The sequence below is a fragment of the Mesorhizobium sp. P2_H9 genome (assembly GCF_056403215.1).
Map to the genome: position 1 here is coordinate 104,445 of NZ_JBFUFX010000003.1, position 12,937 is coordinate 117,381.

The 12,937-nt window shown below is 61.9% G+C and carries 17 protein-coding genes; 2 read left to right on the forward strand and 15 right to left on the reverse strand.

Translation table 11 applies throughout. The features are described from left to right. Position 1 precedes the first annotated feature (1 nt). The 3 genes from clpS to AC1DXN_RS06400 all read right to left on the reverse strand — a co-directional run bounded on the left by clpS (position 2) and on the right by AC1DXN_RS06400 (position 1,350). Positions 2–331, reverse strand: a complete 330-nt coding sequence (gene clpS, locus AC1DXN_RS06390) for an ATP-dependent Clp protease adapter ClpS (protein WP_477247207.1) — start codon at positions 329–331, stop codon at positions 2–4. Between the two features lie 275 nt (positions 332–606). Then, positions 607–936 carry a phasin family protein gene (locus tag AC1DXN_RS06395; protein ID WP_477247139.1) on the reverse strand — a complete coding sequence of 110 codons (330 nt, stop codon included), beginning with the start codon at positions 934–936 and terminating at the stop codon, positions 607–609. A gap of 150 nt (positions 937–1,086) precedes the next feature. Then, the gene (locus tag AC1DXN_RS06400) at positions 1,087–1,350 is read right to left on the reverse strand and encodes a hypothetical protein (protein WP_477270013.1); all 264 of its coding nucleotides are present in this window, start codon (positions 1,348–1,350) and stop codon (positions 1,087–1,089) included. Between AC1DXN_RS06400 and AC1DXN_RS06405 the strand changes: the two genes are divergently transcribed. Next, positions 1,277–2,668, forward strand: coding sequence for a D-alanyl-D-alanine carboxypeptidase (locus AC1DXN_RS06405; RefSeq protein WP_477270001.1), 1,392 nt, complete (start codon positions 1,277–1,279; stop codon positions 2,666–2,668). The two genes, AC1DXN_RS06400 and AC1DXN_RS06405, sit on opposite strands and share 74 nt — an antisense overlap. A gap of 46 nt (positions 2,669–2,714) precedes the next feature. Here the strand turns inward: AC1DXN_RS06405 and AC1DXN_RS06410 are convergent, their stop codons facing one another. The 4 genes from AC1DXN_RS06410 to AC1DXN_RS06425 all read right to left on the reverse strand — a co-directional run bounded on the left by AC1DXN_RS06410 (position 2,715) and on the right by AC1DXN_RS06425 (position 6,149). Next, on the reverse strand, positions 2,715–3,413 hold the full coding sequence (locus AC1DXN_RS06410; RefSeq protein ID WP_477269623.1) for a DnaJ domain-containing protein: 699 nt from the start codon (positions 3,411–3,413) through the stop codon (positions 2,715–2,717). After that, positions 3,413–4,144: a vWA domain-containing protein gene (locus tag AC1DXN_RS06415; RefSeq protein WP_477269621.1), complete on the reverse strand. Its 732-nt coding sequence runs from the start codon at positions 4,142–4,144 to the stop codon at positions 3,413–3,415. The genes AC1DXN_RS06410 and AC1DXN_RS06415 overlap by 1 nt, the downstream gene beginning before the upstream one ends. An 83-nt stretch (positions 4,145–4,227) precedes the next feature. Then, positions 4,228–4,665: a DUF1489 family protein gene (locus AC1DXN_RS06420; RefSeq protein WP_477269620.1), complete on the reverse strand. Its 438-nt coding sequence runs from the start codon at positions 4,663–4,665 to the stop codon at positions 4,228–4,230. An 80-nt stretch (positions 4,666–4,745) separates the two neighbouring features. After that, entirely contained in the window at positions 4,746–6,149 is a 1,404-nt protein-coding gene (locus tag AC1DXN_RS06425; protein ID WP_477269618.1) for an L-serine ammonia-lyase, read from the reverse strand. A 169-nt stretch (positions 6,150–6,318) separates the two neighbouring features. Between AC1DXN_RS06425 and AC1DXN_RS06430 the strand changes: the two genes are divergently transcribed. Next, a complete protein-coding gene (locus tag AC1DXN_RS06430) occupies positions 6,319–7,038 on the forward strand; it encodes a DUF599 domain-containing protein (RefSeq protein WP_477269616.1) in 720 nt (239 codons plus the stop codon). On the opposite strand, the gene AC1DXN_RS06435 is transcribed toward AC1DXN_RS06430, so the two are convergent. From AC1DXN_RS06435 to AC1DXN_RS06470, 8 genes are all read right to left on the reverse strand, one after another. Beyond that, positions 7,011–7,808: a YdcF family protein gene (locus tag AC1DXN_RS06435; protein WP_477269614.1), complete on the reverse strand. Its 798-nt coding sequence runs from the start codon at positions 7,806–7,808 to the stop codon at positions 7,011–7,013. The genes AC1DXN_RS06430 and AC1DXN_RS06435 overlap by 28 nt on opposite strands. A gap of 1 nt (position 7,809) precedes the next feature. Then, complete coding sequence (locus AC1DXN_RS06440) at positions 7,810–8,349, reverse strand: hypothetical protein (RefSeq protein WP_477269612.1); 540 nt, start codon at positions 8,347–8,349, stop codon at positions 7,810–7,812. A 1-nt stretch (position 8,350) separates the two neighbouring features. Further along, positions 8,351–9,916, reverse strand: a complete 1,566-nt coding sequence (locus AC1DXN_RS06445; protein WP_477421506.1) for an amidase — start codon at positions 9,914–9,916, stop codon at positions 8,351–8,353. Continuing rightward, positions 9,916–10,371, reverse strand: a complete 456-nt coding sequence (locus AC1DXN_RS06450) for a GNAT family N-acetyltransferase (protein ID WP_477269609.1) — start codon at positions 10,369–10,371, stop codon at positions 9,916–9,918. Before AC1DXN_RS06450 ends, AC1DXN_RS06445 begins: the two co-directional genes overlap by 1 nt. Before the next feature lie 5 nt (positions 10,372–10,376). Next, positions 10,377–10,664, reverse strand: a complete 288-nt coding sequence (gene gatC / locus AC1DXN_RS06455) for an Asp-tRNA(Asn)/Glu-tRNA(Gln) amidotransferase subunit GatC (RefSeq protein WP_095793007.1) — start codon at positions 10,662–10,664, stop codon at positions 10,377–10,379. A 75-nt stretch (positions 10,665–10,739) separates the two neighbouring features. Next, positions 10,740–11,597: a radical SAM protein gene (locus AC1DXN_RS06460; RefSeq protein ID WP_477269607.1), complete on the reverse strand. Its 858-nt coding sequence runs from the start codon at positions 11,595–11,597 to the stop codon at positions 10,740–10,742. 55 nt (positions 11,598–11,652) lie between these two features. Beyond that, the gene (locus AC1DXN_RS06465) at positions 11,653–12,069 is read right to left on the reverse strand and encodes a hypothetical protein (RefSeq protein WP_477269605.1); all 417 of its coding nucleotides are present in this window, start codon (positions 12,067–12,069) and stop codon (positions 11,653–11,655) included. 37 nt (positions 12,070–12,106) lie between these two features. After that, positions 12,107–12,814, reverse strand: coding sequence for a metal-dependent hydrolase (locus AC1DXN_RS06470; protein ID WP_477247162.1), 708 nt, complete (start codon positions 12,812–12,814; stop codon positions 12,107–12,109). Positions 12,815–12,937 lie beyond the last annotated feature (123 nt).

Here is a 12,937-nt window from a genome sequence, read left to right on the forward strand (position 1 = left end):
CTCACTTCTTCTCCATCACGCATTGCAGCGGATGCTGATTCTGTCGGGCGAAATCCATGACCTGGGACACTTTGGTCTCGGCCACCTCGAATGTATAGACCCCGCACTCGCCGACCCCATGATTGTGAACATGAAGCATAATGCGTGTGGCGGCTTCGCGGTCCTTCTGGAAAAAGCGCTCCAGCACATGAACCACGAACTCCATGGGCGTGTAGTCGTCGTTGAGGATGAGGACCCGATAAAGGCTGGGCTTCTTGGTCTTGGTTTTTGTGCGCGTGATGACGGCCGTACCGCGACCGGCCTCATTGCCGTCGCCGTCGCCACTTTGCATCCGCGCCACTCGTCTCGTGGCAGTCAAACCGATCGTCACGTATTCCTGCCTCTTTCRAATCCCCATGCGAGTTCGACATGTAGGTGTTCGATGGACGATTTTAAGCCCTTTAGGTTAGCTGACAATATGGCTAGGTGGCCAAACGTGGCTGATTTTCAAAATCGTGAAGGTGAGAAGCCCGCAATTTGGACCCGGCATGAAAAAACCCGGCCGCGTGTTCGCGACCGGGTCTGATTCACAGGCGCGAAAGGCCGTTTTCGCACTGACTGGCGAAATTACTTCGCCTTGGCGACGATCGATTCGAACGGCTTGTAGGCTTCCTTGGCGAGTTCGGCGTAGAGATCGCCAAACTTGGTGGCCTCGGCGACGAAGCTCTCATAGGACTGCTTGGCGTAGTCGGACTGGATCTCGATCGCCTTTTCCAGCGACTTGGCCGAAATGATCTTCTCGACCGCGGCGCTGCCGGCTTCGAAGCTCTTCTTGGTGTATTCGCCTGCCTCGGTGGCAATCGCCTGGGCGCCCTTCGAGAGCGAGGCGAAGCTCTTCAATCCGGTGTCGGCAAGGTCTTTGCCGTATTTGCTGAAGTCCTCATAGGTCTGGGTCATTTCACGCTTCCCTTGGGTTGAGGCGCCCTTGCCTGAGCGCTTTTGTGCAATGCACGTGAATATATTGTGCGCTGCACAAAAAGTCAACATTTCTCCGGCTGCGAGGCCTCGGCTGCGCCGGCAATGGCTAAAATTCAAATAAAGAGAGGTTCAAGCCCGAAGAAAATGGTGAACGCGGCGGTTACCATAAACGGATTGGTAACGCTGGCCACGGTAGTTTGACAGGAAGTGAGGCAGGACCCTTTGCAGCCTCCAACGCAACGAAAATTCAAGGGAAGTATCAGTGCGTAAGGCGTTGTCGGGCTTCGTTTCCAAATCCGCGTTCTCTCTCAAAACGATCATGATCGCCGCTTTGGCGATGTCATTCGTCGTCGTGGACGTTGCTTCATCGATGGCAGCCAAATCGGCGGCCATCGTCGTCGATGCGAAAACCGGCAGAGTGCTTTATTCGTCCGATGCCAACGGCCGGCGCTACCCCGCCTCGCTCACCAAGATGATGACGCTTTACCTGACCTTCGAAGCGCTGGCGAAGGGCAGGATCAGCAAGAACACGCCGGTGCCGTTTTCGGCCAATGCCGCCGCGGAGCCGCCGACCAAGCTCGGCGTCAAGGCGGGCGGCTCGGTCAGCGTCGAGACGGCGATCCTGTCGATGGTGACCAAGTCGGCCAATGATTCAGCGACAGCGCTGGGCGAAATGCTCGGCGGCAGTGAAGCCAGCTTCGCCAAGATGATGACTGCCAAGGCGCGGCAGCTTGGCATGAACGGAACGGTTTTCCGCAACGCCAACGGCCTGCCCAACCCCGGCCAGTTCACCACCGCCCATGACATGGCGATGCTCGGCATCGCGTTGCGAGAGCATTTTCCGCAGTATTACGGCTATTTCTCGCAGCGTTCGTTCCTTTACGGACGCCAGCGCATCAACGGTCACAACCGGCTGCTCGGCCGCATCAAGGGCGTCGACGGCATCAAGACCGGTTACACCCGCGCCTCCGGCTTCAACCTCGTCTCGTCGGTTTCCGATGGCAACCGCCGCCTCGTTGCCGTCGTCATGGGCGGCACCTCGGGCCGCAGCCGCGACAACCAGATGGCCGGGCTGATCAACGCCTACATGCCGCGCGCATCGACCCGCGGCGGCGGCGCATTGATCGCCAAGGCCGGCGGCGACAATCCAATCAAGGCGCTGGCCAAGGTCTTGCTGCCCAACCACGACGCGCCGGCGCCAGACGACAAGCCGGTGGTGGAAGACGATGCCGTGGCGTCCAACGACGATCCGACAGCTACGGTTGCCGAAGCTACGGTTGCCGACGACGCGACGGTTGCCGAGGACGACAGCGACGCCGCGGTTGAGGAGACCACGCCCGTCGTCAAGACCAGGAAGGTCAAGACCGTCATCGTGAAGGCGCCCCAGGTTGAAACGGCGCAGGTGGTGGCGGCCTACGCCGAACCCACTCCGGCGGTCGACCCGGTCAAGACCGCGTCCGTGCCGTCCGGCTGGGCGGTGCAGGTGGCGTCTTCGCCCAAACAGTCCGAAGCGCAGGCCTTCCTCGACAAGACGGCCAAGCAGGCGCCGAAGATCCTGGCGGCTGCCTCGGGCTTCACCGTCGCTTTCGACAAAGATGGCGAGACCTACTATCGCGCCCGCTTCGGCGGTTTCGGTTCGAAGGATGCCGCCTGGAATGCCTGCACCGCTTTGAAGAAGAAGAAAATCGCCTGCTACGCCGTCCAGCAATAGGGCGGTGTGGAAGATATCTCCCGGAATTTTTTTGCGTCGAAGGAGACTAGTTGTGATTGGAGAGCAAGACGTCCTTGGCTTCGTTAATTCGCGCCGCCAGGAAAGACGTGCCACCGATATCGGGGTGCAGGCGCTGCATCAGGCGGCGGTGCGCCTTGCGGACATCCGCCGCGGCGGCCCCCGCTTCAAGACCAAGGACCTTGTAGGCCTCCTCCTTAGTCATGGCGCCCGAACCTGGCGCAACACCCAGCCCTTCGCCACCGTTCGTCTCAGCGTCTTTGCGCCAGACGGGAAATCTGCCGTCAAGATACGTCTCTAGCAGCTGACGGCTCTCCGGGTCACCGGGGAGTTCGCGGTAGAGCTGCTGCAGTTCGGCCAGGCCCATCGCGCCCAGCATCTTGCCCTCATGGCGGCCGGCCAGCACAAGGCCCTCCAGACCGCCAGTATCGTGATCAAGCTCCATTTCCAGCGCCGCGGTGCGCACCGTCGAGCGCTTGCCCGGCGCCGGCTTTGCCGTCTGCCGTTTCGTCCGCAGCGAACCATACCAGGCAAAGGCCGCGGCCAGGATGACGCCGGCGATGGCTTCGCGGCCGACAACAAGCACGGCGACGCCGACCAGCGCCAGAAGAACCGGCCCAAGCGTGCGCATGCCGCTCGCCAGTTTTTGCGGGTCGGCGCGCAGGAAGATGGTCACCGCGCCCAGAAGCACCAACAGAAATGCAACGAATGAGATAATTGCGCCCATCAGTTCCCGCCGCCCCTGAGATGCTCGATCATCAGCCGGTCTTCTGGTCTGCCCCTGGCTTCGAGCGCCTTCAACCCGCCGGTCGCGAACACCGCAACCGCCGAAAGCAGTCCCGCCAAGGTCGCGGCAGCCCGCCGATCAAATCGGAACCAAGCCCCTTTGGACAACCGCGCGATCTCCTTGAACGCCTTTTCTGCGCCGGAATCATGACCTTCCTGAAAGACGAAGACAGGAACGCCATGCAGGCCGAGACTGCCGGCCTTTTCGGCGAGGTCGTCGATATCCTCCTCCATCGCATCGCCGATATAGACCAGCGCATTGACCTTGGCCGTGGCCGTCTGTTTCAGCGCATGCGCCAGCACCTTGCCGATCTGGGTATGGCCGCTGCGGCATTCGATCCGCGTCATCAGCTGCTTCAAGGCATTGGTGTCGGTGACGAAAGCCGACGAACGGCACTCGCCAAGGCCGCGAAAATAGACCAGCTGGACGCTGAGCTTCCCGGCCTTGCCGACGGCGTCGAACATCTGACCCTGCAGCTCACAAGCGAGATCCCAGGTCGGCTGCCGGCTCATCGTCGCGTCGAGCGAAAGGATCAGCCGACCCGAACCCGTAGCCGACACAGCAAGCGACCTTGCCTGACGAAGAAAGGCTTCGATCTCGCCGGCATTGGATTGAGGTTTGACCGGCGCCGGATTGGCACGTGCGGGCACGGGCTGCTTCTTGTCGCTCATGAAAACAAGATGTGGCGTTGTTCGACCGCTTGCAAGCCCTGCCCAGGGCAACATTGGGGGCCAGAGGCTTGGATACGCGGGGATCAGAGCAGGCCGAGATCGGCAAGCTCGCGCCGCAGTTTTGGCGGCATCTCGATCAGCCCGGACTTGACCATACCAAGATCGACGGGCGCATCGGAGGGTTTGAGGTAACGCCAGCCCTGGAAGGCACGGCGCGGCTGCCAGTCGGTGCGCACGACCTCCGGGTCGAGCATCAGATGGCAGCGGCCGATGCCTTCGTCGTCGGTAAAGGGACGGATTTCGGTGATCAGCTGGCGGCACTGGACATTGCCCTTGATCACCCAATAGAGCGAACCGCCGTCGGTAACCTCGGCGCCACGCGTCGGCACCATGCGGGTTGTGTGCCAGTGTTCGGCCGGCTCACCGGCACGGCGCCGCTCGTCGAGGCGGAAGGCAATCCACTCTTCGAGATCCTCGACGCTGTCGCAGCCGACGCAGAGTTTTAGGAGATTGAGAGACATCGCTTAAGGTTTAGTCCGGCGCGCGGAGGCGTCAACGGCCCTGCCCGACTTCTCCACAGTACCAGTGTGGGCCAGAGCCCTCAGCACTCCACCACATTAACGGCCAGCCCACCGAGGCTGGTTTCCTTGTACTTCTCGTTCATGTCGAGGCCAGTCTGGCGCATGGTCTCGATCGCGGCGTCGAGCGGCACGAAATGGACGCCGTCGCCCTTGATGGCAAGCGAAGCGGCGGTCACCGCCTTGACGGCGCCGAGCGCGTTGCGCTCGATGCAAGGCACCTGCACCAGCCCGCCGACCGGATCGCAGGTCATGCCGAGATGATGTTCGAGCGCGATCTCGGCGGCGTTCTCGACCTGCTCTGGCGTGCCGCCCATGACGGCACAGAGGCCTGCCGCGGCCATCGCCGAGGCCGAACCGACCTCGCCCTGACAGCCGACTTCAGCGCCGGAGATCGAAGCATTGGTCTTGATGATGCCGCCGACGGCCGCCGCCGTCAGCAGGAAATCGCGGATGCTGGGCTGGTCGGCCTCGGGATGGAAATGCAGCCAGTAGCGCAGCACAGCAGGCAGCGTGCCGGCAGCACCATTGGTCGGCGCGGTGACGACGCGGCCGCCGGCGGCGTTCTCTTCATTGACCGCCATGGCGTAAATGGACAGCCAGTCATTGGCGAGCAACGGGTTTGGCTTGTTCTGCTGCCACTGCTCCTGCAGCTTGTCGTGCAGCATGCGCGCGCGCCGGCGCACTTTTAGCCCGCCCGGCATGATGCCGTCCTGCGACAGGCCGCGATCGATGCAGCCTTTCATGGCGCTCCAGATGCCGTCGAGCCCGGCGTCTAGCGCCTCGCGCGTCATCTGCGTCTCCTCGTTGACGCGCTTCATCTCGGCAATGGAAAGCCCGCTCTTGGCCGCCATCTTCAACATCTCGACGGCGTTCTTGAAGGGATAAGGCACTTTCTTGCCTTCTGTCGTCACCGACCCTTTCACCTTCATCCGCTGCAGCTCTTCTTCCGAAACGACGAAGCCGCCGCCGATCGAATAATAGATGCGCTTGAGCAGCAGGCGGTCGCCGGCATCATAGGCGTAGAACGCCATGCCGTTGGCGTGGCCGGTGAGCGGCGTTTTCCTGTCGAGCACCAGGTCCGTCGCCGGATCGAAGCGATAGGAAGGATGACCGGGCGGCGAAATCCGCTTGTCGGCGGCGATGCGTGTGGCGATGCCGTCGGCCTGATCAGGGTCGACCGTCTGCGGCGTCAGGCCGGCAAGACCAAGCACGACAGCGCGATCCGAGCCATGGCCGATACCCGTGTAGGCGAGCGAGCCGTGCAGGCTGGCGCCGATGCGATCGACCTTGACGCCGGCCGGACGCGGCCAGTCATCACCCAGGATCTCGTCGAGAAACCGGGCCGCCGCCGTCATCGGTCCCATCGTGTGCGAACTCGACGGTCCGATGCCGATCTTGAACAGGTCGAAAACCGAAAGGAACACGCTGCGCTGTCTCCGGGAGTGCGATCAAGGACTCCATATAGGAATTCTCATAATGTTTCCGCTCTTTTGAGGAGCGCGGCGCAGCACCAGCCGACCTTGTTTGCTCCGGCAGCGACACGGTCGCGATCGACCATCGAAGCAGCCCCGCTGCTTGTGGTAAAAGCAACGCATGGGCGATTCCTTCCACCTGTCGACGGCCGATCTCGCGGCGCTGGCTTTCTTTCTTGTCGTGTGGGTGCTGCATACGCTCGCCTCCGACGGAAAGCTGGTCAGCCGCGTGTCGCTGACGACAGCGATGAATGCGCAGCGCGAGGCCTGGATGCGGACCATGGCCGAGCGCGAGATCCGTATCGTCGACACCGCCATCATGAGCGGCCTGCAGCAAGGCACCGCTTTCTTCGCCTCCAGCGCACTGATCGCGCTTGGCGGCTGTTTTGCGCTGCTTGGCGCCTCCGACCAGGTTCTGTCGGTGCTGAGCGACCTGCCGCTAGGCGGGGCACCATCACGCGCGGCTTTTCAGGTGAAAGTGTTCGGACTGGTGCTGATCCTCGCCTTTTCCTTCTTCAAGTTCGGCTGGGCGTACCGGCTGTTCAACTATTGCTCGATCCTCATCGGCGCGGTGCCGATCCCGCATGGCGAAGCTGCGCTAAATCCGGTTACGCAAACGGCGGTGTGGCGTGCGACGCGCATGAATATGCTGGCCGGCAAGCATTTCAATTCCGGCCTGCGCGGCGTGTTCTTCTCGATCGCCTATCTCGGCTGGTTCGTCGATCCGATGGTGTTCGTGCTGTCGACGCTGCTGCTACTGGCAGTGCTGGTGCGCCGCCAGTTCTTCTCGGCGGCACGCCAGGCCGTGATCGGTCAGCCGCCGGGGCCTGGAAAAGGTTGATCGATGCGGCCCGAAAGCCAATAGGCGAAGAGGCCGATCCACTCACGGATCGCCATGGTCGTGACCTGCAGGGAGTCGGCGGGATTGTCGCGAAACAGACCGATGCCTTCCCGCCCCGAGGTGCGATAGTCGACCGGCCAGGGAACCGTCGCAAAGCCGGCTTTGTCGAACAGCGCCTTGGCGCGCGGCATGTGGAAGGCCGAGGTCACCAGCAGCCAGGTTTCGCCGGGCTTCGGCGTCACCAAACCCTTGGTGAAGACAGCATTCTCATAGGTGTTGCGCGATTTGTTCTCGAGGATCAGTCGGTCTGCGGTCACGCCAAGGGCGGTCAGCAGGCGTGGTGCGGTGGTGGCATCGCCCTCGCCATCGAGAAACAATTCGCCGGTGCCGCCGGAGACAACCACCTTGGCCTCGGGAAAACGCCGGGCAAGGATCGCCGTCTCGACCATGCGGTCGCCGCCGGAGTTCAGCTCATAACCACCGCGCACCAGATTGATGGCGCCCTCGAAACCGCCGCCGAGGACGACGATGCCGTCGACCTTTTGCGGCAGCGGCGGGCGCGGAAAACGCTCCTCCAGCGGAGTGAGCATCATGGCGCCAAGCGAGGTCCAGGCCGAAAGCGCCAGGATCAGGAAGGCCAGCACGCTGCCGGTGGCAAACAGCCTCCTGCGCCCAAGCAAGGCGGCAAGCAGCCCGGCCAGCAGCAGAAAAATGGCCAGGTTGAGCGGCTGGATGAAGAACCAGAAGATCTTGGAGAGATAGAAGAACATATTACCCGCCTATCACCAGCCTGAATTTTTGACGGCCGATGAAGTCCTGAATCGCACTCGCCACATCCTCCGCCTCCGGACGGCTCAATTCCCTGCCGAAATCAAGCGAGCCATTCGCGTTGGTCAAGCGCATGACTTCCGACAGTCCGGCTTCATCCGTCGGGTAGGTATGGTCGAGGATTTCGACCTTAAGGTGCCCTTTCAAGGGCAATGACGAACGATTTTGCAAAGAACCCCTGACCTCGCGCACGGCTGCGGTGTTGGTCAGCCGCAGGGTTTCCTTGCCGAACACCAGCCAGATGAAATCCTTGCCGAGGAAATAGGTGAAGAGGGCAATGACCGCCACGAACGACAGCAGGCCAAGCGTGCCGCTGCTGACCGTCGCAGGCGACGTGTCTCTCAATCCCATGTAGCCGGTGTAGGCTACGATCGCGGCCCCTATCAGGACAAAGCCTGTCCTGAAATCGGAGGTGCGTGGCGGGTTGGTGATCAGCAGTTCGTCTCTCGTCTCGACGATGGAAATACGAGACCAGGGCGGCATCCTACCACCACTTCTCCGGCTGAAATGTGCCGGCCGCCTGCTCGATGACGGCAGCGGTCTGGAACAGGGTTTCCTCGTCGAAGGGCCGGCCGATCAACTGCAGGCCGAGCGGTAGGCCCTTGGCGTCGAGGCCGGCGGGCACAGCTATGCCCGGCAGGCCGGCCATATTCACGGTCACCGTAAAAATGTCGTTGAGGTACATTTTCACCGGATCGGCGGCCATGTCCTCGTCGGCGATGCCGAAGGCGGCCGACGGCGTTGCCGGCGTCAGGATGACGTCGACGCCTGCTGCAAAGACGTTTTCAAAATCGCGCTTGATCAGGTTGCGCACCTTCTGCGCCTGCAAATAGTAGGCATCGTAATAGCCGGCCGATAGCACATAGGTGCCGATCATGATGCGGCGCTTGACCTCACGGCCGAAACCGGCGGCGCGGGTTTTTTCATACATGTCGACGATGTCCTTGCCCGGCACGCGCAGGCCGTAGCGGACGCCGTCATAGCGGGCGAGGTTGGACGAGGCTTCGGCGGGCGCGACGATGTAATAGGCCGGCAGGGCGTATTTCGTATGCGGCAGCGAGATGTCGACGATTTCGGCGCCGGCGTCCTTCAGCCAGGCAATGCCCTTCTGCCACAGCGCCTCGATCTCTTCCGGCATGCCGTCGACGCGGTACTCCCTGGGGATGCCGACCTTCATGCCCTTCATCGGCTTGCCGATCGCCGCCTCGTAGTCCGGCACCGGCCGGTCGACCGAAGTGGTGTCCTTTGGATCGACAGAAGCCATCGACTTCAACAGTATCGCGGCATCGCGCACATCGCGAGCAATCGGCCCGGCCTGGTCSAGCGASGAGGCGAAGGCRACGATGCCCCAGCGSGARCARCGGCCATAGGTCGGCTTGATGCCKACMRTGCCGGTRAAGGCMGCGGGCTGGCGRATCGAGCCGCCGGTGTCGGTCGCGGTGGCGCCGGCGCACAGAAAGGCCGAGACGGCGGAAGCCGATCCGCCGGACGAACCGCCGGGCACCAGCTGGGCGTTATCGAGCGTGCGGGCGGTCCTGGTGCCGCCGGCGGAAACAAAGCCGCCATCGCCCTGATGCGTGGTCGGCATCACCACCGTGTCGAGGCGCGAACGCCGCCACGGGTTGACGACCGGGCCGTAGTAAGAGGTCTCGTTGGACGAGCCCATGGCGAACTCGTCCATGTTGAGCTTGCCCAGCATGACGGCGCCATCGGCCCATAAATTGGCGGTGACGGTCGATTCGTAGCGTGGCCTGAAGCCGTCCAGCACATGGCTGCAGGCCTGGGTATGGACGCCCTCGGTGCCGAACAGATCCTTGATGCCGAGCGGGATGCCTTCCAGCGAACCGCCCTCACCTTTTGCCAGTTTGGCGTCGGAGGCCTTGGCCATGTCGCGCGCCTTGTCGCCGGTGACGACGATATAAGCATTGAGCGACGGGTTGGCGCGCTCGATCGCCGAGAGATAGGCCTCGGTGATCTCGGCGGCGGTGATTTCCTTGGCGCGCAGCTTGGCGCGGGCCTGCGAAATCGTCAGCTGGGTCAGGTCGCTCATCAAAGGCTCTTTTCGTAAAATACCGACCACTCGGAATCGGGATAATCCAACACCGGGCCGCAGCGCGAGAAGCCGGCACGTTCGTAGACGGTCCACGCCGCCGGATGGCGGTCGCCGGTTTCCAGCACCAGACGCTTCAGACCTTCGTCGCGGGCCAGCGCTTCGACACGCTCGACGATCCTGGCGCCGATCTTGCGGCCGCGATGCGAAGGCCGCGTGTACATGCGCTTGACCTCGCCGACGGTCCTGTCGTGGCGCTTCAGCGCGCCGCAGCCTATGGCCAGGCCATTGTCGCGGGCGATGAAGACGGTGGTGTCCTCACCGGCCATCTGCTCGACGGTCAAATGATAGCAATGCTCGGGCGGCGTCAGTTCGAGCAGCGTCGCGTTGAGCTCCTCGACCAGCCCGCGCACATCGTCCTGCAGCGGCGTCTCAATGGCGATCTCGATTGCCATTGCGGCTACTCCACGACCTTCGGTACCAGGAAGAAATTCTCTTCGGTGGCCGGCGCGTTGGCGACGATGTCGGCGGCCTTGCTGCCATCGGTGACGACATCCTGGCGCTTCTTCATCTCCATCGGCGTCACCGAGGTCATCGGCTCGACGCCGGAAACATCGACCTCGTTCAACTGCTCGACAAAGCCGAGGATGGCGTTGAGCTCGCCGGTCATGCGCTCGGCATCCTCCTCGCTCACCGCAATGCGGGCGAGACGCGCAACGCGCTTCACTGTCTGAAGATCAACGGACATATTTGTCGCCTTTGGGAAAACCAGATCGCGCTATAGCGGCGCGGCGCAGCCTACGCAACTGCATCGTGTCGGGGTTCAGGTCGCGATACCGACGCGGTTCTTCGGCATGCGCAGCGGGATGGGCAATTCAAAAAGGCGTTTCTCGGCTGAACACATGCCGCAGGCCGCCTCGTCTTCCAGCGCTGCGAAGGCCTTCAACGCCGCCCGCGAGCAGCCGGGCGCAAGCGGTTTGTAGGCAAGATAGGGATCCCATTTCTCGGAAAGGCGATATTTCGCCTTCTGCATCGGCAGATAGGCCAGCGGCGCACATTTCCAGATGCTGCCGTTGTAGAGCTGTTTGCAATGGCGGGCCGGACAGACCTCCCAGCTGGCGCGCGTGTCACCATCGTCAAAGGGCAGCATGGTGTCGCCAAAGCCTTCGTAGCGCCGGGTCCAGTTCTTGCTCGACGGGTTGATTATGGCGGCCACGCCATGGTCTCGCCGCCACATCTCCAGCAAGGCGAAGACCGGTTTCAGTTTCTCGCTGTATTCAGGCGAATCATGATGGATGGAGATGACCAAGTGCGCACGGGGATCGGCGGCGAGGATGGCCGGCAATGTCGGATGGCGGTGCAGAAAGAAACCGTTGCTGATGATTTCGATGCGCGCCCGCGGCCAGTGCCGTCGCACCAGGCCGACAAAACGCGGCAGTTCCGGATGGATCGTCGGCTCGCCGCCGAGCAGCTTGAACAGCGTCACCGATACGCGCCGGCTCCAAAAACCCATCCAGCGATCGGCCTCCTCCAACGAGACCGTGCCGGCATGGGCATGGTTGGAATAATGCGAGCAGCTTTCGCACGTCAGATTGCAACCATGCGCAACGTGCAGTTCCAGCGTCTGGAAGACGGGGCGCTCCAGACCGAGAACCGACCGCGCCCGTTTCAGGATGCCCATCGGGTCACGCTATCACGCCGCATGCGTTGTATCGTCCTCTCCCAGAGCATTCATCCTATGGCAAAGCCACACCGTCGCAGAGGAAATAGCTGCCACCATTGCCGCTCTGCTCACCTTCGTCGGCAACCGGGCGAACCGAAACCAGGTCGATCTGGCTCGCGTTCATTTGGGTAACAGACAAAACATCGGGAAAGACATTGTCCGGCTCCTGGCAGATGGCGGTCACCGCCCAGCTCGGCGCGCTTGTCGCCTTGGTGATCTGCAGGAACTCGCAATTGTATTCGACGCTGTCCAGGCCGCGCGCCGACAGCACAACGTTGCCTGCATCGATCACGGTCTGCAAAGTATCCTTCTTGGCCTGCGCGCAAAGCTCCTTGGACTGCAGATAGACGCCCTCGATGAAATCTTCCGCGGCGGCCGCGGGAGAGGCCGCAACCAACATCGAGATGCAAAGAGATTGTCTCAAAGCCATGGTTTTATTCCATTTTTTCGATAAACTGTGTCTCACTCTACAACGTGATGGTCTGGCCTATTTTCGGCAAGGCAACCTCGACACCCGATCCTTCCAGCCCGGCCACGAACTTTTCAGCCGTCTGGTCGATGATCGGGAACGTGCCGAAGTGACAGGGTACCACCGTATCGAAGCCGAAGAAACGCCGGCAGGCAAGGGCTGCCACGGCACCGCCCATGGTGAAGCGGTCGCCGATCGGCACAATGCCGATCTTCGGCTCGTGCAGTTCGTTGATCAGCGCCATGTCGGAGAAAATGTCGGTGTCGCCCATATGGTAGAGCGTCTTGTCCTCGGGGAAATGCAGGACGAGCCCGCCCGGATTGCCGAGATAGATGTTCTGGCCGCCGTCGACGCCAAACGACGAGGAATGCAGCGCCTGGACGAAGGTCGTGGTGAAGGCGCCGCAATCGACGGTGCCGCCGATGTTGCCGGGATTGATCTTATTGCCGCTGACGCCTTTGCCGACCAGGTACATGCAGATCTCGTAATTGGCGACCAACTGGGCGCCGCTCTTCTTCAGCACCTCCACCGCGCCGCTAACATGATCGTTGTGACCATGGGTCAACAGCACATGCGTGACGCCTTCCGCAGGACCTTCCCAGCCACCTGTCCATGACGGATTACCAATCAGATAGGGGTCGATAAGGATAGTCGCCCCTTCGGTCTCGACGCGAAAGGCCGAATGTCCGTACCAGGTCAATTTCATCAATGCATTCCTCGATTTTTGCCGTGCCAAAGGATAGAACGCCGACGGCCCTGAGATCAAAGGGTTACTGTGTCCGTTGCGCGTTTGACAAAACACGTGGTGGTGAAGGGCGAAGGAAGACCA

Excerpts from the sequence above, each read along its gene's own strand:
- AC1DXN_RS06395 (WP_477247139.1), bottom strand. The coding sequence starts at position 936 with ATGACCCAGACCTATGAGGACTTCAGCAAATACGGCAAAGACCTTGCC.
- AC1DXN_RS06450 (WP_477269609.1), bottom strand. The coding sequence starts at position 10,371 with ATGGCAATCGAGATCGCCATTGAGACGCCGCTGCAGGACGATGTGCGC.
- AC1DXN_RS06465 (WP_477269605.1), bottom strand. The coding sequence starts at position 12,069 with ATGGCTTTGAGACAATCTCTTTGCATCTCGATGTTGGTTGCGGCCTCT.
- AC1DXN_RS06400 (WP_477270013.1), bottom strand. The coding sequence starts at position 1,350 with ATGGCCGCCGATTTGGCTGCCATCGATGAAGCAACGTCCACGACGACG.
- AC1DXN_RS06435 (WP_477269614.1), bottom strand. The coding sequence starts at position 7,808 with ATGTTCTTCTATCTCTCCAAGATCTTCTGGTTCTTCATCCAGCCGCTC.
- AC1DXN_RS06410 (WP_477269623.1), bottom strand. The coding sequence starts at position 3,413 with ATGGGCGCAATTATCTCATTCGTTGCATTTCTGTTGGTGCTTCTGGGC.
- AC1DXN_RS06440 (WP_477269612.1), bottom strand. The coding sequence starts at position 8,349 with ATGCCGCCCTGGTCTCGTATTTCCATCGTCGAGACGAGAGACGAACTG.
- clpS (WP_477247207.1), bottom strand. The coding sequence starts at position 331 with ATGCAAAGTGGCGACGGCGACGGCAATGAGGCCGGTCGCGGTACGGCC.
- AC1DXN_RS06470 (WP_477247162.1), bottom strand. The coding sequence starts at position 12,814 with ATGAAATTGACCTGGTACGGACATTCGGCCTTTCGCGTCGAGACCGAA.
- AC1DXN_RS06405 (WP_477270001.1), top strand. The coding sequence starts at position 1,277 with ATGATCGCCGCTTTGGCGATGTCATTCGTCGTCGTGGACGTTGCTTCA.
- AC1DXN_RS06420 (WP_477269620.1), bottom strand. The coding sequence starts at position 4,665 with ATGTCTCTCAATCTCCTAAAACTCTGCGTCGGCTGCGACAGCGTCGAG.
- AC1DXN_RS06430 (WP_477269616.1), top strand. The coding sequence starts at position 6,319 with ATGGGCGATTCCTTCCACCTGTCGACGGCCGATCTCGCGGCGCTGGCT.
- AC1DXN_RS06415 (WP_477269621.1), bottom strand. The coding sequence starts at position 4,144 with ATGAGCGACAAGAAGCAGCCCGTGCCCGCACGTGCCAATCCGGCGCCG.
- AC1DXN_RS06460 (WP_477269607.1), bottom strand. The coding sequence starts at position 11,597 with ATGGGCATCCTGAAACGGGCGCGGTCGGTTCTCGGTCTGGAGCGCCCC.
- gatC (WP_095793007.1), bottom strand. The coding sequence starts at position 10,664 with ATGTCCGTTGATCTTCAGACAGTGAAGCGCGTTGCGCGTCTCGCCCGC.